A 20,172-nucleotide genomic window follows, 5' to 3' on the forward strand; every position below is an offset into this window, starting at 1 on the left:
CGGGGTCATCCTCGTGGCCGCCGGCCGCGGCACCCGACTCGGAGCAGATCTGCCGAAGGCCCTGGTGCCACTCGGTGCAGTCCCGATCGTGACGCACGCCCTCCGGGGCGTGTTGTCATGTCCGGGCCTGACCGATGTCGTCGTGGTGGCCCCGCCAGATCGTATGCCGGAGCTCACCGAGGCCGTGCGGCTCGCGCCACCAGCGGCACCAGTTGAGGTCCAGGTGGTGGCGGGGGGCGCTGAGCGCACCGACTCGGTCGCCGCAGGGCTTGCGGCCATGCCCGGTGGGGTCGGCATCGTGTTGGTGCACGACGCAGCCCGGGCACTCACGCCGGCGAACGTCTTCGAGCGGGTCGTGGCCGCTGTCCGGCACGGGCACCCGGCGGTGACGCCGGCGCTGCCCGTCACCGACACGATCAAGATCGTTGACGCCCGGGGGCATGTTGTCTCCACCCCCGACCGCGCGGCGCTCCGTGCCGTGCAGACACCTCAGGGTTTCCTGCGCGAGACGCTGGAGCTGGCGCACCGGGAGGCCCGCGGCGCGGTCACCGACGACGCTGGCCTGGTGGAGACACTGGGCCGGGCTGTCTTTGTGGTGGAGGGTGACCCGCGGGCGCTGAAGGTCACCGGCCCCCAGGATCTGGCCATCGCAGACGGGTGGGTCGCTGACGTGACGCGGCACGACGGTCAGCCGCCGGTGCCGCCCGTGCTGCTGGTGCTCGGGGGCCGGCCCGGGACCGGCAAGACCACGCTCGCCCGCGCGTGGGCGGCAGCCCGCGGAGCCGCGCATGCACGCGTGGACACCATCGAGCAGGCACTGCTTCGGGCCGGTGACGCACCGGATCGGTCACCCGGTCCGGAGGGCTACGCAGCGGCCTACGCCGTGGCCGCCGACCAGCTGACGCTCGGACTCGACGTGGTGGCCGACTCGGTGAACCCGCTGGCGGTGACCCGGCAGGCCTGGCAGGAGGTCGCCCGCCGGGCAGGGGCACGAGTGCTCCAGGTCGAGCTGACTTGTGCCGGGGCAGAGCACCGTCGACGGGTCGACACCCGCACGGCAGATATCCCCGGCCACCTGGTGCCCCGGTGGGAAGAGGTGCTGACCAGCGGCTACGAGCCCTGGCCCGAGGCCGATCTCTCGCTGGACACCACCGGTCAACCGGTGGTGGAGCTGGTCGCAGCGGTCGAGACGGCGCTGGTCAAGGCAGCGGTGGTCGACGCGGCCGCCCCATCGCGTGGGAATTAGCCCCCCGGGGGGAACAAACCACACGCAAGCCCCCGGCCGACAGGATCACGCGACCTGAGGCATGACGTCCGCGGCGATCAGCTCGAGGTGACTCACGACGTCGTCGGACAGGTCCAGCACCTGCAGATAGGCCCGGTCGATGCCGGTCTGCTCGGCCCACGTGCCGATGCGGTCGACGACCTCGCCCGGCGTCCCCGCGAGGCCGTGGGCGCGCAGCTCCTCCGGCTCCCGGCCGATCGCCTCGGCCCGCTGCCGGAACTCTGCCTCGTCCCGGCCGACCACGGCGACCAGGGCGGCCGAGCGCAGCAGGCTGTCCGGCTGCCGACCGGCCTCACCGCAGGCGACGGCGACCCGCTCGAACTGCACCTGCGCGTCCGCCAGTGACGCGAACGCCACGTTGAACTCGGCGGCATAGCGAGCCGCCAGGGCCGGGGTGCGGCGCCTGCCCATGCCGCCGACGATCACCGGCGGCCCGCCGGAGACCGGGTCGTGCTGCACCGGTGTGGGCAGAGCAGGTGAGTCGGTGACGGTCACGGTGGGTCCGGCATACGAGAAGGACTCTCCCTCCGCCGTGCCCCACAGCCCGGTGATCACGGCGAGTGAGTCCTCCAGGACGTCGAAGCGCCGCCCGACCGACGGGAACGGGATGCCGTAGGCCGTGTGCTCGGTCTCGAACCACCCGGCACCGAGGCCGAACTCCACCCGGCCGCAGCTCATCGCGTCGACCTGCGCGACCGTGATGGCCGTCGGTCCGGGCAGTCGGAAGGTCGCGGAGCTGACCAGGGTGCCGAGCCGGATCGTCGAGGTCTCCCGGGCCAGCGCTGCCAGCGTGACCCAGGCGTCGGTCGGCCCCGGCAACCCGTCGCCTCCCATCGCGAGGTAGTGGTCGGAGCGGAAGAAGGCGCCATAGCCGCAGGCCTCGGCGGTCCGGGCGACCTGCAGCTGGTCGTCATAGCTGGCGCCCTGCTGGGGCTCGGTGAAGATGCGAAGTTCCACGCTCCTCAGTGTGGTCGATGCGCGCCGCGCTGTCGCGACCGCCCTAGTGTGGGCGTATGACGACCGGTCCCGCCCAGCCCTCCGTCCGCGTCGGCACTGGCATCGACGTCCACCGGTATGCCGAGGACGACCGGCCTCTGCGCCTCGCCTGCCTGGAGTGGCCGGGAGAGCGCGGGATCGAGGGGCACTCCGACGGGGACGTCGCCGCCCACGCAGCCTGTGACGCCCTGCTGAGCGCGGCCGGGCTCGGAGACCTCGGTCTGGTCTTCGGCACCGACCGCCCGGAGCTGGCCGGTGCCTCCGGTGCGGCGATGCTCGGCGAGGTGCTCAGGTTGCTGACCCAGCAAGGCTGGGGCGTGGGCAACGTCTCCGTCCAGGTGATCGGCAACAGTCCCAAGGTCGGGCCACGGCGCGCGGAGGCGGCCGCGGCGATGTCGGCGGCACTGGGCGGGGCGCCGGTGTCGGTGTCAGCGACCACGACCGACGGGCTCGGGCTGACCGGTCGGGGGGAGGGGACCGCGGCCATCGCCACCGCCCTGATCCACCCGCAGGGGTGACGGTGGCGGGCGGACCGCCTAGATTGGTCCGGACCATCAGCAGCCGAGTCAAAGGGGTCACTCAATGCCCAGCACCGTCAAGGGAGTCATCGCCCGGAGCAAGGGAGCCGACGTCGAGGTGGTCGATGTGCTCGTCCCCGACCCCGGGCCCGGTGAGGTGGTGGTCACCGTCGAGGCCTGCGGCGTGTGCCACACCGACCTGCACTACCGCCAGGGTGGCATCAACGACGAGTTCCCATTCCTGCTGGGCCATGAGGCGGCCGGCACCGTCGAGGCGGTGGGCGAGGGTGTGACCGAGGTCGCGCCGGGCGACTTCGTGATCCTCAACTGGCGGGCCGTCTGCGGTCAGTGCCGCGCGTGCGCCAAGGGTGAGCCCTGGTATTGCTTCAACACCGCCAACGCCACGCAGAAGATGACCCTGACCGACGGCACCGAGCTCTCACCGGCGCTCGGCATCGGCGCCTTCATCGAGAAGACCCTGGTCGCCGCCGGTCAGTGCACCAAGGTCGACCGGGAGGCCTCGGCCGCAGCCGCCGGCCTCCTGGGCTGCGGCATCATGGCCGGCTTCGGCGCCGCGGTCAACACCGGCGGGGTGCGCCGTGGTGACTCCGTGGCGGTGATCGGCTGCGGTGGCGTCGGCTGTGCCGCCATCGCGGGTGCCGCGCTCGCCGGAGCGACGACGATCATCGCGGTCGACCTGGATGAGCGGAAGCTGGAGTCCGCCAAGGGCTTCGGGGCCACGCACACCGTCAACAGCTCCGGGCGGGACCCGATCGTGGCCATCCAGGAGTTGACGGGAGGGTTCGGCGCCGACCTGGTGGTCGACGCCGTGGGCCGTCCGGAGACCTATGAGCAGGCGTTCTATGCCCGCGACCTGGCCGGCACGGTCGTCCTGGTGGGCGTCCCCACGCCGGACATGAAGATCGAGCTGCCGCTCCTGGACGTCTTTGGCCGCGGCGGTTCGCTGAAGTCCAGCTGGTATGGCGACTGCCTGCCCTCCCGTGACTTCCCGATGCTGATCGATCTGTATCGACAGGGGCGCTTCGACCTTGACGGGTTCGTCAGCGAGACGATCGCCCTGGACGAGATCGAGGGGGCGTTCAGCAAGATGGAACGCGGCGAGGTGCTGCGCTCGGTGGTGGTCCTGTGAACGCCGTGAGCTCTCCCCGCATCGACCGGGCGGTCACCTCTGGCACGTTCAGCCTCGACGGCGGGACGTGGGAGGTCGACAACAACGTGTGGGTCCTCGGTGACGACCGCGAGTGCGTGGTCATCGATGCACCGCACGACGTCGACGCGATCCTGGAGGTCGTGGCCGGCCGGACCGTCACCGCGATCCTGCTGACGCACGCCCACGACGACCACATCGACGCCGCGCTCGCGCTGGCCGAGGCCACCGGGGCACCGACCCACCTGCATGCCGAGGACCGCATGCTGTGGGACCGGGTGCACGCCGAGCCGCCGACCGACGAGCTCGAGGACGGCGACACGGTCGAGGTGGCCGGCACCGTCCTGCAGGTGCTGCACACCCCTGGCCACTCACCGGGAGCGTGCTGCTTCCACGCCCCGGCCCTCGGTGTCGTCTTCAGCGGCGACACCCTGTTCCAGGGCGGCCCTGGCGCGACCGGACGGTCCTTCAGCGACTTCGACACCATCATCGACTCGATCACCCGCAAGCTGCTCACCCTGCCGCTGGACACGGTCGTCCACACCGGCCACGGCGACTCCACGAGCATCGGTGCCGAGGCGCCCCACCGTCAGGAGTGGATCGACCGCGGTCACTGAGGCATCGAGCTGACGGTGCCTGCCCGTATCCTTGGGGCCATGCACCCGACCGACCGCCGCCGCTCCCTGCTCGGGATGCTGCTGAGCGCGGTCCTGGTCGGGGCCCTGGCGATGACGACCGCCGACACCGCCACCCTGGCAGTGGGGCTAGGCGTGCTGCTCCTGGTCAGCCTGACGGTGACCACCAACGCCGTCACGCTGGTGGTGGCCACGACCGGGACTGTCATCCCGGGGGCCGACCGGCTGCGCCGCCAGTGGGGTCGGGCCCCGATGCCACTGCTCGCGCCGGACCTGCCCGGCAACCCGCAACCGAGGGCCCCGGGGCGCGTCGCCGCGGAGGTCCTCCTGCGGCCCGCCGGCTGAGCCAACCGCTCCAGCGGCGCCGACTGCCGCGGGCACCTCCGAGACGACCCCTCGTCCCAACCTTCCTCGGAGGAACCGTGTTGTCCTGGATCGACCCCTTCCTGCTCCCCCTGCACCACCTGATCGACGCCACCGCCGCGTGGCTGCCGATGTCCGTCGTCATCGTCCTGCTCACCGTCCTGGTCCGGCTGCTGATGCACCCACTCAACCGGGCGACATACCGTGCCACCCTGCACCGACAGCGCATCGCACCGATGGTCGCGCAGGTGCGCACCCAGCACGGCAAGAACCCCGAACGGCTGCAGCGCGAGCTGCTCGAGCTGCACCAGCGAGAGGGAGTCTCCCCGGTCGCCGGTTGCCTGCCGGCGCTGGTGCAGCTGCCGGTCTTCGGCATCGTCTATCGGCTCTTCGCCGCCCCGCAGATCGCCGGCACCGCCAACGCCCTGCTCCACCACACGCTGATGGGCGTCCCCATGACCGCACACGCCGCGAGCGCCGGTGCGGGACTGCCAGTCTTCCTCGCACTGATCGCGGTCTCCCTCCTCGTGGCCTACCTGACCATGCGCCAGACGAGGGCCCACCTGATCGCTCCGGCGGAGGGAGTCGAGCCGCGCCAGGTCGAGATCGTCCAGACGATGAACAAGGTCGTGCCGTGGATGTCGTTCGGCTCGGTGTTCGCCGTCGTGGTGATGCCTTTGGGCACCGGGCTCTATCTGGTCACCAGTGCCCTGTGGACCCTGCTGGAGCGGTATGCCGTGCGCCGCACCGTGACAGTGTGACTCGCTCTCTAGCGGTGGGGCCCGACTGGGAGCAGACTTGACCTGACCCGACCGGAAGGAGTGTGCCGATGGCCGAGACAGGGCGCCGCCGCGAGCGGGACACCGGGCCGATCGTGGCAACCCACCAGGTCGACGTCGACCCGGTGCACGCCTTTGAGGTGTTCACCGAGCGCCTCGGCGACTGGTGGGACCCGCGCCTGACCCCTGACCCACGGACCTATGAGGGGGCAGACATCGAGGAGGTGGAAGGTGGTGTGGTGGCCCTGCACCACGACGGTGAGGACTACCCGATCGGGCAGGTGCTGGAGTGGGAGATCGGTGAGCGGTTCGTGATGACCTTCCACCTGGCGCTGCCCCGGGACCATCCCACCGAGCTGACCGTCGACTTCAGCCCGGTCGACGGCGGCACCCTTGTCACCCTCACGCACAGTGGTTGGGAGGCGGACAACCTCGCCAGCCGCGCGAAGTTCACCGAGTGGCCGCACCTGCTCGAGCGGTTTGCGGCCACGGCTCTCAGCGACTGACCGCGCGCGCCGGGCTCGTGGGTCCGCCCGGCCGCCGTGCGTCAGACCCAGCCGTGATCCTCGGCGAGGGCGTGCGCCTCGAACCGGTTGCGCGCGCCGGTCTTGCCGATGGCTGAGGAGAGATAGTTGCGCACGGTCTGTTCCGACAGGAACAGGCGTCTGGCGATGTCAGCCACCGGCGTGCCGTCCCGTGACGCCTGCAAGACCTCCTGCTCGCGGTCGGTGAGTGGGTTGCTAGGTGCCCGGAGGGCGGCCAGAGCCAGGTCAGGTTGCACCACGACCTCCCCGGCCAGCACCTGCCGGATCGAGGCGGCAAGCAGGGCCACGGGGTCGTCCTTGACCAGGAATCCCCGGGCGCCGGCGGCCATCGCCCGACGCAGGTAACCCGCGCGGGCAAAGGTGGTCACGATGATGACCGCGCACTCGGGGTGTGCGGCGGTCAGTTCCGGCAGCACGTCAAGACCGCTGCCGCCGGGAAGGTCGATGTCGACCAGGGCCACGTCTGGGTGGTGCTCCGCGACCGCGGGCACGATCTCGTCACCGCGCCCGACCTGCGCCACGACGTGCAGGTCGGGCTCGATGTTCAGCAGTGAGGCCATGGCAGAGCGGAGCATGCCCTGGTCCTCGGCGAGCAGGACGCGGGTCGTCAACGGTGCTCCTGCAGTGCTGGCACGGCTGCGTCAGCGCTGGCGGCCGGAACCTCAGCCGTGAGCATGAAGCCCTCGGCTGAGTGCTCCACGGTCAGGTTGCCGCCGCGTTGCGCCAGCCGCTCCCGCAGACCGACGAGGCCGGTGCCACCCGAGGTGCTGCCAGGGCCCCCGTGCCCGTCGTCGCCGACGGTCAGCCGGATCCACCCGCCGTTGCGGGTCACCCGGACCTGACATGTGCTGGCGGTGGAGTGTCGCAAGACGTTGGTGGTGGCCTCCCGGACCACCCAGGCCAACTGTTGCTCGGCACCCGGGTCGAGGCCGGGCGGGATGTGTCCGATGTCCGGTTCGACCCCACCGGCCCGCATCGCTGCGGCGGCACGCGAGGTCTCCTCCTCCAGGCTGCCCTCCCGGTAGTTCGCGACGGCCTGCCGCACCTCGGTGAGCGCGGACCGCCCCAGGGTCTCGATCTCGGCGCCGTGTCGGGCCGACGCGGCCGGGTCAGCCGCGGCCAGCCGGTGCACCGCCTCGGCCTTGACGACGATCACGGACAGCGTGTGCCCGAGCAGGTCGTGCAGGTCGCGCGAGAAGCGCATCCGCTCAGCGCTCACCGCGGCCTCAGCCAGTTGCTGCCGGGTCTGGTGCAGCTCCGCGTTGGTGGCTGCGAGGCGGTGCACGACATGGGTGCCGATGCCGCTGAGTGCCGTGACGATGCTCAGCCAGCTCGCGACGCCCCATCCCCATCCAGCGATGAGCGCACCCACCCCGCTCGCCAGGCCGATCAGGATGACCACGCCGGGCACGACCCGGGGAGGGAGCACCACGGCTGCCGCGATGGCCAGCAAGGAGATCGTCATGAACGACAGCTCTGACGTCTCGGCGATCCGCACGGTGACCAGTGTGATGCCGACGAGGGCTGACAGCAGGATGAGTGAGAGCCAGGCCGGCACGGTGCGGCCGAGTGCCGAGCTCGGACGGTGGAAGGTGATGACGGTCACCAGGAAGACTGCGCCGGTCACCAGCAGCAGCACCCCGTCGCGCCACTGCTGGTCCTGGACGGCCGCGATGACATAGGCGCCCAGCAGCAGTGGCGCCCAGATCAGGACGAGCCACCTGCCGTGCCGGGTCAGCGAGCCATGCGACACGGGCATCACCGGAGCCGAGCGTGTGCCGGGCCGCTCTTGTTGTTCGCTCATCGAGGGCCTCCGGTCAACACTACGCCCGGTCCGCGAGGCACGGCATGGTCAGGCACACCCAGACCGGGCGATCACCTGGTTGCTCCGGCCCTGCGGGTGCCCGGGAGAGCCAGGATGAGCACGCTGGCAACCGCCACGTGGAGCAGGGTGAGGACCACGGTCGCGCCCGTGTTCTGGGCGAGCGAGAGCGGCGCGAGCAGCGAGACGAGCGCTACGGCCGCGGTGACCCAGCGCCATACGGTCACTCCCTGCGTGGCCTTCCGCTCCAGGACGGCCAGCAGGGCCCAGCTCAGCAGGCCCGCGATGATGGCTGAGGAGACGATGGATCCGGCGGAGACCAGCCTCGTGGTGGTCCCGCCGGGAGCCTCCAGCACCTTGAGGTCGATGCTCAGGACGGGGTCGGCCACGAGCCAGGTCAGCATCGCGGCGACAGCAGCAGCCGCGACGACGAGAGATCGTCGCTCCGTCGAGCCGGTGCGCGGTGCGGCCGCCCCGGGCCGGCCGGTGTTGGCGAGGGTCGTCGTGGTGTCTTCAGGGATCTGGTTTCTCATGCGTCTCACGCTAGAGACGACGTCTGGCACAGGGTAGGCACCGATGTCACGGGTGCCGAAGTACATCTGTCCTGTGCCGGGCCGCAGCGCAGGTAGCCTTGCGCAGGTGAGTCTGCACCTGTTCGACACCGCCACCCGTGAGCTGCGGGCCTTCGAGCCCCTCGAGCCCGGCCGGGTGGGCATCTACATCTGCGGTCTCACCACCCAGGGGACCCCCCACATCGGCCACGTCCGCTTCGCGGTGGCCTTCGACATACTGCGTCGTTGGCTGGTCCGCGGCCACGGGTTCGACGTGACCCTGGTGCGCAACGTGACGGACATCGACGACAAGATCCTCCACAAGTCCGCCGAGCACGACCGCCCGTGGTGGGCGTGGAGCTATCTCCACGAGCGGGAGACGACGCGCGCCCTGGAGACCCTCGGGGTGCTGGCGCCGACCTATGAGCCGCGGGCCACCGGTCACATCACCGAGATGATCGAGCTGATCGACGCACTGGTGGAGCGCGGCCACGCCTACCCCGCGGCCGACGACAGTGGCGACGTCTATTTCGACGTGCGCTCCTGGCCGGCCTACGGCGAGCTGACCCACCAGAAGATCGAGGACATGGAGCCCGCCGCCGACGCCGACCCGCGCGGCAAACGGGACCCGCGCGACTTCGCGCTGTGGAAGGGGGCCAAGGAGCACGAGCCGGCCACGGCGAGCTGGCCCACGGCATACGGTCGCGGTCGTCCGGGGTGGCACCTGGAGTGCTCCGCGATGGCGCGCAAATACCTCGGCGACACCTTCGACATCCACGGCGGCGGCGTCGACCTGCGCTTCCCGCACCACGAGAACGAGCAGGCGCAGTCGCGCGCGGCCGGCCTCGGCTTCGCCCGCTACTGGCTGCACAACGCCTGGCTGACGCTCAGCGGCGAAAAGATGAGCAAGTCACTGGGCAACACCCTGACGGTCAGTGAGCTGACCAAACAGGTGCGTCCGCTGGTGCTGCGCTACTACATCGGCTCCGCGCACTACCGCTCCACCATCGAGTATGGCGAGCGCTCCCTGGAGGAGGCACAGGCTGCGGTCGAGCGGATCGAGGGTTATCTCCAGCGGGCCCTCGAAGCACTCGGCGAGCCGGCGGACGGGCTGGCCGCCGAGGCGGCGACGTTGGCGGTGCCGCGGGAGTTCGCGGCTGCGCTGGATGACGACCTCAACGTCCCCGAGGCGCTCGCCGTGCTCTTTGGCGCGGTGCGTGAGGGCAACCGCGCCCTCGACCAGGCGGACGGCACGGACCGTGCTGCTGTCCGGACGAACCTGCTCGAGCTCGTCGCGATGACCGACGTGCTCGGGATCAACCCCCTCGACCCGGTCTGGGGTGCCTCTGGCGCCTCCGGGACGGCCGACTCCGTGCTCGACGACCTGGTGCAGCAGCAGCTGGCGGCGCGGGCGGCGGCGCGGGCCGAGCGCGACTTCGCCACGGCCGACGCGATCCGCGACCAGCTCGCTGCGGTCGGCGTGGTCATCGAGGACACCCCAGCCGGCGCCCGTTGGGCGCTGGCTCGCGAGACAAGGACTGAGGCAGATCACGATGGCGGGTAACTCCCAGCGCAAGGGCGCGGTCCGCAAGACCGCCAAGAAGGGCCCGCAGGTCGGCAGCGGCGGGCAGCGACGTCGCGGTCTGGACGGGAAGGGCCCCACCCCCAAGGCCGTCGAGCGCACCGGTCACCCTGCGGCGCGGCGCTCCAACCGCGCCCCGACGGGTTCGAGCGGCCGACCGCAGCGTGGGGGATCGCAGCGGGGCGGTCCGAAGGCGTCCACCGAGATGGTCGCGGGACGCAACTCCGTCCTTGAGGCGCTGCGCACCTATGTGCCGGCGAACACCCTGTTTGTCGCGTCCCGGATCGACTCCGACGACCGGGTGCGGGAGGCGATCAAGCTCGCCACCGAGCAGGAGGTCGCGATCCTCGAGGCGCCGCGCACGGAGCTCGACCGGCTCACCGACGGCTCCGTGCACCAGGGGCTGGCGCTGCAGGTCCCGCCCTATGACTACGCGCACCCCGACGACCTGCTCTCGGTCGAGCTGCCCGGCACGCCGTTGATCGTAGCCCTCGACGGGATCACCGACCCGCGCAACCTCGGCGCCATCATCCGGTCCGTCGGGGCGTTCGGCGGACACGGCGTCGTGGTGCCGGCCCGGCGCTCGGCCGGGGTGACCGCGGCGGCCTGGAAGACGTCTGCCGGCGCCGCGTCACGCGTGCGGGTGGCCCAGGCGACGAACCTGACGCGGGCGTTGGAGGCCTATCGCAAGGCCGGCTTCTTCGTGATCGGCCTGGACTCCGACGGCGACGTCGAGCTGCCCGGCCTCGAGCTGGCGGACCAACCGCTGGTGATCGTCGTCGGCTCCGAGGGCAAGGGGCTGTCGAGATTGGTGCGCGAGACCTGCGACCAGATCGTCTCGATCCCGATGGCCGGCATCACCGAGTCCCTCAACGCCGGCATCGCCACGGCTGTCACGCTCTATGAGATCGCACGGCAGCGCTCCCGTTGACGTGACGCCCTGACAGGAGCTTTCAGATGTCCACTGTCCGTGCCGCCACCCGAGGTCTCGTCGTCGCTGACGACCAGCTGCTCGTGACGGTGCTGCACGGCCGGACGGGTGAGTACTGGCTGACGCCCGGTGGCGGCCAGCACTTCGGGGAGTCGAAGGTGGAGAACGCGGCCCGGGAGGTCCTGGAGGAGACGGGCTATCACGTCCGGGTGGGGGACCTGGCCTGCGGTCGTGACTACATCGGGGCCCGGCACTTTCCGGAGTGGGACACCAGGTTCCAGCAGACCGAGCTCTTCTTCTGGTGCCACCTGCTCGACCGGGAGCGGGACCTGTCGGTCCTCGACCCGGACAGCAGCCAGGTCGGGGTGCGCTGGGTGCCCCTCGCGGAGCTGATCGGCTCACCGCTGTTTCCGCGGCGGCTGGCGCACTGGCTCCACGAGGACCCCTCAACCCGGCCCGTCTGGCTCGGCGACATCAACTAGGCGCTGCTGACCCGGGGAGGCTGCTGTCCGGAGATGGAGTGAGCGCCGGCCGCGTCCGTGAGGCTTGATCGTCTCAGGCGCGATCGTGTGGTCATTCGCGATCGTGTCAGGCGCGATCGTGTTAGGCGATGGCGAGGGCTGTGTGGTCGATGGGTTTGGTGATGAACTCTTCGCCGTAGGGGCTGGTCCAGATGACGGTGCCGTCGGCGTGCAGGACTGGTCGCCATCGGGTGCTGTGCTTGAGGCGGTGGTGGTGCTTGCACAGGCAGAGCAGGTTGGTCACGACGGTCGGCCCGGCGGGCCAGGGGGTGATGTGGTCGATCTCGCAGCGTTCGGCCCGGCGGGCGCAGTTGGGGAAGCGGCAGGTGCCGTCGCGCAGACGCACGTGTCTGGCGATCGCGGCGGTGGGCCGGTAGGTGGGGGCTGAGGTCTCGATCGTGGTGCCGGTCCTGGCGTCGACCAGCATCCGGGTGACCGGGCACCGAGGGTGCCGGCCAGGGCCAGGGCCAGTGGGGCGGGGATGACTCCGATGCCGGGGATCTCGACACCGGTGCCGGTCGGGGTGTGCGGGGACAGGACCGCCCAGAGCTGCTCGAGCGTGCCCGGCTCCAGCTCACCAGTGGCCTCAGCCTCACCACTGGGCTCAGTCTCACCAGTGGGCTCAGCCTCGTCGCGCCCGTCTTCCTGGTCGCAGCCGTCTTCCTGGTCGTCGCTGTCTCCGTGGTCGGTGATGCCGAACGCGGCGCCCGTCCCGCTGGCTCCAGGCACGTCGCCTGCTCCAGCCGTGTCGGTCGTGTCGGCGGAGGGGGTCTGGGGGGTGATGGGGATGGCGATGGTGACGTGGGCTTCGATGGTCGCGTTGCCCAGGATCAGGTCGGTCAGGGCGTCGGCGCGGTGCTGGTCCAGGGTCTTGGTCGGGTCGTCGTTGAGCTTTTGGTGGGCCAGCGTATCGATCGCGGCCCAGGCCTTGGCGGAGTCCTCGGCCGGGAGCTGGGCATACCACTGGGTCAGCCCGGGCAGGTGCGAGGCGCGGGTGGACACGAACCGGTCCAGCTTGGCCCGGGCCGCCCGCTCACGCACCAGGTCGGGGTCGATCTTGGCCAGGGCGGTCCGGACCCGGTTGCGGGCTTTCATCGGGGTGTCACCGGTGATCTGGGGGTGGACCAGCTGTTCCACGAGCGCACACACGTCGTGGTCGGCGTCGGCCAGCTCCTCAGCGATGCACTGGGCCCGGAACAGGTCCAGCTCTCCGGTCGCGAGCGCGGCCAGGGTCAGGGGCAGGTCCGCTGCCAGCTTCGCGGCCCGCACGACCTTGGTGCTGGCGGCGCCGTGGGACATGCCCAGCAGCGGGGCCAGGGTGTCGGAGGCGAACTCGTCGACGAACCCGACACCGCGATCGACCTGCTCACAGCCGGTGGTGTCGTTCTCGACCAGGGTCAGCGCGGCGAACCGGGCGATCCACGCGGTCTGTGCCGCGTGCAGCGCGCCGAGGGCCTCCTGGGCGGCCTTGACCAGGTCGACCTGGTCCTGCGCACTGGCCCAGGGCCCGCCCGGGGCCAGTGCACTGTCGACCATCGCCTGACCCACCTGCGCGATCCCCGCCAACAGCTCGAGCGCCTCGCCCGGCGCCCCGGCCTGGGCGACACCGACGAGGTCGAGAACCTCATGCTCCAACTCCATGGAACAAACGTACTAGACACCACCGACAGTGCCCCACCTTGTCCACAACCCCCGCCCACCACCAGCCCGCGAGCACCCGCCATATCTACGCCGAGCCAGAGTAGGGCCAGCTCCTCAGATAGAGGGGTTAGCCCTTGGTCCGGATCGGGATCGCCTGGGTGTCCACGCCGAGGATCGCCACCTCGTCCGGCTTGGTGGGCAGCACGGTGGCCACATAGTCGCGCACCGCCTCCTCGAGGGGCACGTCGTAGTCGGCGCGCTCGGACAGATACCACCGGTGCTCGAGGAGCTCGTGGAAGAGCTCGGCGGGCTCGAGCTTGCTGCGCAGCTCCAGCGGGACGGTGCGGGTCACGGGCTCGTAGATGCTCGACAGCCAGTCGTGGGCGACCATCTCCTCGTCGTCGTTCTGACGGTCCTGCGAGGCGCGGAAGGCGTCGAGGTCGTTGAGGAGGCGGCGGGCCTGGTTCTCCTCGACATCCAGGCCGGTGAGCCGCAGGAGGCGTCGGCTGTGGTGCCCGGCGTCGACGACCTTGGGCTCGATCTGGATCTGCGTGCCGTCCAGGTCGGTGCTCATCGCGAGCTCGCCGACATCGAAGCCCAGGTTGTTGAGGCGCCGGATGCGCTCGTCCACCCGCCAGCGGTCACCCTGCTCGAACCGCTCGGACGCGGTGAGCTCGCGCCACAGCAGCTCATAGCGGTGCATCAGCCGGTCGGCGATCTCCAGGGCGTCGGCGTCCTCGTCGAGCAGCTCACCGGCCGCCAGGTCCATCAGCTCACCGGCGATGTTGCCGTGGGCGATGAAGAGGTCATGTCGTCGCTGCCCGTCGCTGAGCGTGTTGTGCACCTCGGCCGTCTCCGCATCGACGAGGTATGCCGCGAACTCGCCGGCGTCCCGTCGGAACAGGGTGTTGGACAAGGAGACATCGCCCCAGTAGACCCCGCCCAGGTGCAGCCGCACCAGGAGCACCGCCAGGGCGTCGAGCACCCGGCGGGCCGTGTCCGGACGCAGCCGTTGGCTGAAGATCGCGCGATAGGGCAGCGAGAACTTTAGGTGCCGGGTGACCAGACAGGCGTCCAGCTCCTGGCCCTCGGCGTCGGTGCGTCCCGCGATGACGGCCAGCGGCTCGACCGCCGGCTGGTCGAGCCGGCGCAGGAGCTGGAGGGTGCGGTACTCGCGTTGCGCCAGCTCCGCCTTGATCTCCTTGACCGCGATGACACCGCCCGACAGTCGCACGAAGCGCACGACGTGCCGGGAGATGCCGCGGGGGAGGACCGCCAGGTGGTGCTCCGGCCACTCCTCGAGCGGGACCTGCCAGGGCAGGTCGAGGATGGCCGGGTCGGGCCTGGCGGCGGTGATCTGCAGAGGCATAGGTCTCCTCAGTCGCCGAGGCGCTCCCCGGTCTCGGCGTGGAAGACGTGGAGGTGGTCGGACTTGGGGACCAGGTGAACCGTCTCGCCCTTGGCCGGGGGCGTGCGACCGTCCACCCGAGCGATGAACGGCCTGATCTCGCCGTCGACGGGTTCCTGACCGGGCACGCGACCATAGATGTAGGCGTCGGCGCCCAGCTCCTCCACGACGTCGACCTCGACGGCCAGCCCGGCGCCGTCCGTGGACATCGTCAGGTCCTCGGGGCGGACCCCGACGACCACCTGGGGGCCGGCAGCAGCCAGCGCCTCGCGGGCGATCGGCAGGTCGCTGTCGCCGAACCGCACCCCGCCGTCGGTCACCGGGGCGTGCATCAGGTTCATCGCGGGGGAGCCGATGAAGCCGGCGACGAAGACATTGTCGGGGTGGTCATACATCCGGCGCGGTGCGTCGCACTGCTGCAGGATGCCGTCCTTGAGGACCGCCACGCGGTCGCCCATCGTCATGGCCTCGACCTGGTCGTGGGTCACATAGACGGTGGTGACGCCGAGGCGGCGCTGCAGGGAGGCGATCTGGGTGCGGGTCTGCACACGCAGCTTGGCGTCCAGGTTGGACAGCGGCTCATCCATCAGGAACACCTGCGGCTGCCGCACGATGGCGCGGCCCATGGCCACCCGCTGGCGCTGACCACCGGAGAGGGCCTTGGGCTTGCGGTCCAGGTAGGGCTCCAGGTCGAGAATCTTGGCAGCCTCCTCGACGCGCTGGCGGATCTCGGCCTTGGGCTTGCCGGCGATGCGCAGTGCGAAGCCCATGTTGTCGGCCACCGACATGTGCGGATAGAGCGCATAGTTCTGGAAGACCATCGCCACGTCGCGGTCCTTGGGCGGCAGGTCGGTGACGTCGCGGTCCCCGATCAGGATGCGGCCGTTGTCCACCTCCTCGAGCCCGGCGAGCATGCGCAGGCTCGTGGACTTGCCGCAGCCGGACGGTCCGACCAGGACGAGGAACTCACCGTCGGCGATCTCGATGTCTAGGGCATCGACGGCCGGCGTCTCCGAACCGGGATAGACGCGGGTGGCCTGGTCGAATGTCACTGTTGCCATGCTGGGACTTCTCCTCCACCGGCAGGAACGTGCCGGACGATCCGTTGTAAAGGACGTGCCCACCGACGGGTGCCGGCAGGAGCTCCTCAGGAGCGGACGCCCTGGAAGTCCCCGACGCACAGGCGTGTCGGTCACCGGCGGCGCTGCCCGTGAAGATGTTGTTACCGTACTGCAATCTGCAAAATCTTGCAGAACTTGTAAGGTATGAGCCATGCTAGCGGACGTCCCGGTTGGGACCATCCCTGGCCCGGCCAGGCCGCGCGGAGTCGCGGACCACCGTTCAAAGGAGAACTCATGAAGCGCACGACCGGCGCGATCGCGATGGTGGGCATCACGGCCCTCCTGCTGACCGCCTGCGGTGGAGACACCGAGTCCGACGACCCCACGACCCCCGACGCCCCCGCGGCTGAGGCCCCGGCCGACGACGAGACCGCCAGCGAGGACGCCGGCGAGGAGACCGAGGCGCCTCCGGCCGAGGAGGACGCCGAGTCCACCGAGCCGCCCGTGCGCGACCAGAACGCTGAGCTGGTGATCTGGTCGGACGACGTGCGCGCTCCGATCCTGACCGAGTTCGCCGACCAGTTCGGCGAGGAGTTCGGCATCACGGTCCAGGTGCAGGTCTCCACGGATGTGCGCCAGCAGTTCAAGGACGCCACCAACGTCGACCAGGGACCGGACATCATCGTCGGGGCCCACGACTGGCTCGGCGAGCTCGTCCAGAACGGCACCGTCGCCCCGATCCAGATGTCTGAGGACGTCCAGGCGCAGTTTGTGCCCGAGGCCCTCGAGGCGACCAAGTTCGACGGCCAGATCTATGGCGTCCCCTACGCCACCGAGTCCCTCGGCCTGATCCGCAACACCGCACTCGCTCCCGAGGTCCCGGCCTCGATGGAGGAGCTCGTGGCCAACGGGTCGTCGATGATCGAGGCCGGCGACGCCGACCAGGTCATGGTCCAGGCCATGGGCCAGCAGGGCGACGCCTACAACGCCTTCCCGTGGCTGTCCGCCTACGGCGGCGGCATCTTCGGCGTGAACTCCGACGGTGGTTGGGACGCGCAGAACGTCATCATCGACTCGCCCGAGAGCATCAAGGGCGGCGAGAAGATCGCCTGGCTGGGCGAGGAGGGTGCGCTGAACGTCAACGTCGGCGGCACCGAGATGGAGGCCCTGTTCGCCGAGGGCAAGACCCCCTACATGGTCTCCGGTCCGTGGGCCATCGCCAACGTCAAGGGCGCCGGCATCGACTACGCGATCGACCCGATCCCCGCCTTCGAGGACGGCGGCGAGCCGACCCCGTTCCTGGGTGTCCAGATGTTCTATGTCTCGGCCAAGGCCAAGAACGGGGCCATCGCCCAGGAGTTCGTCAACCAGTACGTCCCCAGCCTCGATCTGCAGCTCGCGCTGTTCGAGGCCGGCGACCGCCCGCCGGCACTGCAGGAGGCGCTGGACCAGGTCGCAGCGGACAACGAGGACATCGCCGCGTGGTCGGCAGCAGGGCAGGGCGCCCCGCCGATGCCGAACATCCCCGCGATGAACGCCGTCTGGGGCCCGCTCGGCCAGGCCGCTGCTGACATCGTCAGCGGTGACGACCCGGCTGACCGCCTCACGGCAGCTCAGGAAGAGGTCGTCGCAGCCATCGGCTGACGCCTCACCCGTGAGACCGGTCCCGGCTGGACCTCGCCTACGCAGGTCCAGCCGGGACCACCCCACCGTTCCGGCTCGGGGCGCCCCCAGCGTGAGCGGGTGGTGACCCAGACTTCCTCGCACACAGACTTCCTCGCACACAGACTTCCTCGGCAGCACGGAGACATCGATGTCCCAGCAGGTCAGCAGTCCCGGCGACGCGCCCACCGTCCTCGACGGCACGCCGGAGCACCTCGACTACGCGACGAAGCCACCTTTGTGGCTGACGGTCGTGAAGTGGGTGCTGATCGCCCTTGCCGTCGCGGTCCTGCTGTATGCCGCCCAGCAGCTGGTCGAGGCCGGCCAGATGCTGATGGTCATCCTGGTCGCGTTCGTCGCCATGTGCATTCTGGCGGTCTACTCCACCCGTCGGGCCATCCCGCTGAAATACCTGCTGCCCGGTCTGCTGCTCACCCTCGCGCTGCAGATCTGGCCCCTGATCTACACGGTCAGCCTCTCCTTCACCAACTACGGCGACGGCCACCTGGTCTCCAAGGAGGAGGCGGTTTCGGCGATCGAGGCCAGCTCGGTGCGCCAGGTCGAGGGGTCCGAACGCTACTCGCTCAACATCGCGGTGCCGGACGGCCAGGACGCCGCCACCGGCGACCTGCTCTATCTGCTGACTGACCCGGAGGGCAACTACCTGGTCGGCAGCGCAGAGGGCGTCGAGCCGCTGGACCCGGAGACCGTGGAGGCGGGCCCGACCGGGCGCATCATCAGCGCCGAGGGGTTCATCACCCTGTCTGCGACCGAGGTCAACGCTCGCTCGGCCGACCTGGCCGAGTTCGCGGTGCCGACCGAGACCGGTGGCATCAAGCAGATCGGCCTGTCCGAGGCGTTCATCGGCGAGCCCACCAAGGTCTATGACGAGGCCAACGACACCATCACCGACACCCTGAGCGGCAAGATCTATGTCCCGGAGGAGGCCAACTTCGTCCCGCAGGACGGGGTGGGGCCCGCGCTGCCACAGGGCTGGCTGGAGAACGTCGGGCTGAGCAACTACACCGAGGCCCTGACGAACCCGCAGCTGCGCAGCGGGTTCGTCAAGGTCCTGGTCTGGAACTTCGCCTTCGCCGCGATCACCGTGATCTCGACGTTCCTGCTGGGCATGGCCCTCGCGCTGCTCTTCAACGACGACCGGCTCAAGTTCCGCGGGATCTATCGGTCGCTGCTCATCCTGCCCTACGCCCTGCCGATCTATGTCACGGCGCTGGTGTGGTCCTCGATGTTCAACCAGGACTTCGGGTTGATCAACAGTCTCACCGGCCTGGACATCAACTGGCTGGGTGATCCATGGGCGGCGCGAGGTGCGCTGCTCTTCACCAACCTGTGGCTCGGGTTCCCCTACATGTTCATCGTGTGCACCGGTGCCCTGCAGTCGATCCCGGGCGAGGTGAGGGAGGCGGCCGCCATCGACGGCGCCGGCCCGTTCCGCACCGTGCGCTCGGTGATCATGCCGCTGCTGCTGGTCGCAGTCGGTCCGCTGCTGATCGCCTCGTTCGCGTTCAACTTCAACAACTTCGGTCTGGTCTTCCTCTTCAACGAGGGCGGACCGTTCACCGGCGGGCAGAGCCAGATCGGCTCGACCGACCTGCTGATCTCGTGGGCCTACCGGCTCGCCCTCGGTGGCACCCAGCCGAACTTCGGTCTGGCCTCGGCCATCGCGGTCTTCATCTTCTTCATCGTGGCGATCATCAGCTATCAGGGCTTCCGCTCCACCAAGGCACTTGAGGACGTGAACTGACATGACTGCAGGCACTCCCGCCGACGGCGACCTGGCCGCCATCAGCACGGACACCTCGCAGGTGCGCCAGGCCACCACCCCGGTCACCCGCAACAAGAAGGGGCGCAGCAACTGGTGGCGGCATGCCCTTGCGCTGCTGGCCCTGGCCTTCGCGATCCTGCCCATCCTGTTCATCGTGTCCTCGGCGTTCAACAACGCCGGCACGTTGTCCACGTCTGGTCTGCTGCCGACCCAGTTCGGGATCGACAACTTCAAGGACCTGTTCAGCGACCCGGCCCGTCCCTACTGGACCTGGTTCAAGAACTCGATGATCATCTCGGTGGTCGCCACCGTCGCCACGCTCTTCCTCGGCGCGAGCGCTGCCTTTGCGTTCTCCCGTCTGCGCTGGACCGGCCGACGTCCGGGCCTGCTGATCATCCTGCTGCTGCAGATGTTCCCCGCCGTGCTGGCCTTCGGCGCGCTCTACATCACCTTCGCCAACATCGGCGAGATCATGCCGGCGATCGGTCTGAACACTCTCGCCGGGCTGATCCTGGTCTATCTCGGCGGCGCCATGGGCTCGAACATCTGGCTGCTCAAGGGCTACTTCGACACCGTGCCCAAGGAGCTGGACGAGGCCGCCTACATCGACGGGGCCTCGCACGCCCGGATCTTCTTCACCGTCACGCTGCGCCTGGTCACCCCGATCCTGGCGACGGTCGCCATGCTGGCCTTCGTCGGGTTGTGGGGCGAGTTCCTGCTGGCCTCGATCTTCCTGACCGACGTCAACGAGCAGACCCTGGCGGTCGGCCTGTGGCAGACCCGCAACGCCGACGTCAACCGCTACTTCGGCCAGTTCGTCGCCGGCGCGGTCATCGCCTCGATCCCGGTGGTCCTGGTGTATCTGTCCCTGCAGAAGCAGCTGATCGGCGGACTGACGCAGGGCTCGGTCAAGTAGCC

21 protein-coding genes are annotated in these 20,172 nt (G+C 69.9%); 13 read left to right on the plus strand and 8 right to left on the minus strand.

Going from position 1 to position 20,172, the window contains the following annotated elements:
- Positions 1–13: 13 nt before the first annotated feature.
- Positions 14–1,246, plus strand: a complete 1,233-nt coding sequence (ispD, locus tag NF557_RS17680; RefSeq protein WP_342454500.1) for a 2-C-methyl-D-erythritol 4-phosphate cytidylyltransferase — start codon at positions 14–16, stop codon at positions 1,244–1,246.
- A 45-nt stretch (positions 1,247–1,291) separates the two neighbouring features.
- On the opposite strand, the gene NF557_RS02755 is transcribed toward ispD, so the two are convergent.
- Complete coding sequence (locus NF557_RS02755; protein WP_252621567.1) at positions 1,292–2,242, minus strand: LLM class F420-dependent oxidoreductase; 951 nt, start codon at positions 2,240–2,242, stop codon at positions 1,292–1,294.
- A gap of 56 nt (positions 2,243–2,298) precedes the next feature.
- Here NF557_RS02755 and ispF point away from each other — a divergent pair, with 56 nt between their 5' ends.
- The 6 genes from ispF (at position 2,299) to NF557_RS02785 (ending at position 6,250) form a co-directional block, all read left to right on the plus strand.
- Complete coding sequence (gene ispF / locus NF557_RS02760) at positions 2,299–2,799, plus strand: 2-C-methyl-D-erythritol 2,4-cyclodiphosphate synthase (protein ID WP_252621568.1); 501 nt, start codon at positions 2,299–2,301, stop codon at positions 2,797–2,799.
- A 64-nt stretch (positions 2,800–2,863) separates the two neighbouring features.
- Complete coding sequence (locus NF557_RS02765) at positions 2,864–3,949, plus strand: S-(hydroxymethyl)mycothiol dehydrogenase (RefSeq protein ID WP_252621569.1); 1,086 nt, start codon at positions 2,864–2,866, stop codon at positions 3,947–3,949.
- A gap of 5 nt (positions 3,950–3,954) precedes the next feature.
- Positions 3,955–4,584 (plus strand): MBL fold metallo-hydrolase, encoded by a 630-nt coding sequence (locus tag NF557_RS02770; protein WP_252621570.1) that lies wholly within the window; start codon positions 3,955–3,957, stop codon positions 4,582–4,584.
- A gap of 39 nt (positions 4,585–4,623) precedes the next feature.
- Positions 4,624–4,947, plus strand: coding sequence for a hypothetical protein (locus NF557_RS02775; RefSeq protein ID WP_252621571.1), 324 nt, complete (start codon positions 4,624–4,626; stop codon positions 4,945–4,947).
- A gap of 77 nt (positions 4,948–5,024) precedes the next feature.
- Entirely contained in the window at positions 5,025–5,726 is a 702-nt protein-coding gene (locus tag NF557_RS02780) for a YidC/Oxa1 family membrane protein insertase (protein ID WP_252621572.1), read from the plus strand.
- 68 nt (positions 5,727–5,794) lie between these two features.
- A complete protein-coding gene (locus NF557_RS02785; protein ID WP_252621573.1) occupies positions 5,795–6,250 on the plus strand; it encodes an SRPBCC domain-containing protein in 456 nt (151 codons plus the stop codon).
- Between the two features lie 41 nt (positions 6,251–6,291).
- On the opposite strand, the gene NF557_RS02790 is transcribed toward NF557_RS02785, so the two are convergent.
- The 3 genes from NF557_RS02790 to NF557_RS02800 form a co-directional block, all read right to left on the minus strand.
- Entirely contained in the window at positions 6,292–6,900 is a 609-nt protein-coding gene (locus tag NF557_RS02790; RefSeq protein ID WP_256842855.1) for a response regulator transcription factor, read from the minus strand.
- Complete coding sequence (locus NF557_RS02795) at positions 6,897–8,048, minus strand: sensor histidine kinase (protein ID WP_252621574.1); 1,152 nt, start codon at positions 8,046–8,048, stop codon at positions 6,897–6,899. Before NF557_RS02795 ends, NF557_RS02790 begins: the two co-directional genes overlap by 4 nt.
- A gap of 116 nt (positions 8,049–8,164) precedes the next feature.
- Complete coding sequence (locus NF557_RS02800; protein ID WP_252621575.1) at positions 8,165–8,644, minus strand: DUF6069 family protein; 480 nt, start codon at positions 8,642–8,644, stop codon at positions 8,165–8,167.
- 106 nt (positions 8,645–8,750) lie between these two features.
- On the opposite strand from NF557_RS02800, the gene cysS reads away from it, so the two are divergent.
- Genes cysS through NF557_RS02815 form a run of 3 tightly spaced genes read left to right on the plus strand, consistent with a single transcriptional unit; the run spans position 8,751 to position 11,657 of the window.
- Complete coding sequence (cysS, locus tag NF557_RS02805; RefSeq protein ID WP_252621576.1) at positions 8,751–10,226, plus strand: cysteine--tRNA ligase; 1,476 nt, start codon at positions 8,751–8,753, stop codon at positions 10,224–10,226.
- The gene (gene rlmB / locus NF557_RS02810) at positions 10,216–11,175 is read left to right on the plus strand and encodes a 23S rRNA (guanosine(2251)-2'-O)-methyltransferase RlmB (RefSeq protein ID WP_252621577.1); all 960 of its coding nucleotides are present in this window, start codon (positions 10,216–10,218) and stop codon (positions 11,173–11,175) included. The genes cysS and rlmB overlap by 11 nt, the downstream gene beginning before the upstream one ends.
- 26 nt (positions 11,176–11,201) lie before the next feature.
- Positions 11,202–11,657 (plus strand): NUDIX domain-containing protein, encoded by a 456-nt coding sequence (locus NF557_RS02815; protein ID WP_252621578.1) that lies wholly within the window; start codon positions 11,202–11,204, stop codon positions 11,655–11,657.
- A 121-nt stretch (positions 11,658–11,778) separates the two neighbouring features.
- Here NF557_RS02815 and NF557_RS02820 read toward each other — a convergent pair whose 3' ends face one another.
- From NF557_RS02820 to NF557_RS02835, 4 genes are all read right to left on the minus strand, one after another.
- A complete protein-coding gene (locus NF557_RS02820) occupies positions 11,779–11,940 on the minus strand; it encodes a hypothetical protein (protein WP_252621579.1) in 162 nt (53 codons plus the stop codon).
- Positions 11,937–13,337 carry a DUF222 domain-containing protein gene (locus NF557_RS02825; protein ID WP_252621580.1) on the minus strand — a complete coding sequence of 467 codons (1,401 nt, stop codon included), beginning with the start codon at positions 13,335–13,337 and terminating at the stop codon, positions 11,937–11,939. The genes NF557_RS02820 and NF557_RS02825 overlap by 4 nt, the downstream gene beginning before the upstream one ends.
- 127 nt (positions 13,338–13,464) lie before the next feature.
- Positions 13,465–14,706 carry a DUF4032 domain-containing protein gene (locus NF557_RS02830; RefSeq protein ID WP_252621581.1) on the minus strand — a complete coding sequence of 414 codons (1,242 nt, stop codon included), beginning with the start codon at positions 14,704–14,706 and terminating at the stop codon, positions 13,465–13,467.
- A gap of 8 nt (positions 14,707–14,714) precedes the next feature.
- The gene (locus tag NF557_RS02835) at positions 14,715–15,806 is read right to left on the minus strand and encodes an ABC transporter ATP-binding protein (RefSeq protein WP_252621582.1); all 1,092 of its coding nucleotides are present in this window, start codon (positions 15,804–15,806) and stop codon (positions 14,715–14,717) included.
- 294 nt (positions 15,807–16,100) lie between these two features.
- Here NF557_RS02835 and NF557_RS02840 point away from each other — a divergent pair, with 294 nt between their 5' ends.
- From NF557_RS02840 to NF557_RS02850, 3 genes are all read left to right on the plus strand, one after another.
- Entirely contained in the window at positions 16,101–17,450 is a 1,350-nt protein-coding gene (locus NF557_RS02840; RefSeq protein WP_252621583.1) for a sugar ABC transporter substrate-binding protein, read from the plus strand.
- Positions 17,451–17,619: 169 nt separating this feature from the next.
- Positions 17,620–19,233, plus strand: a complete 1,614-nt coding sequence (locus tag NF557_RS02845; protein WP_252621584.1) for an ABC transporter permease subunit — start codon at positions 17,620–17,622, stop codon at positions 19,231–19,233.
- Position 19,234: 1 nt separating this feature from the next.
- A complete protein-coding gene (locus tag NF557_RS02850) occupies positions 19,235–20,170 on the plus strand; it encodes a sugar ABC transporter permease (protein WP_252621585.1) in 936 nt (311 codons plus the stop codon).
- Positions 20,171–20,172: the final 2 nt, after the last annotated feature.

Source organism: Ornithinimicrobium cryptoxanthini (genome assembly GCF_023923205.1).
Taxonomy (GTDB): domain Bacteria; phylum Actinomycetota; class Actinomycetes; order Actinomycetales; family Dermatophilaceae; genus Ornithinicoccus; species Ornithinicoccus cryptoxanthini.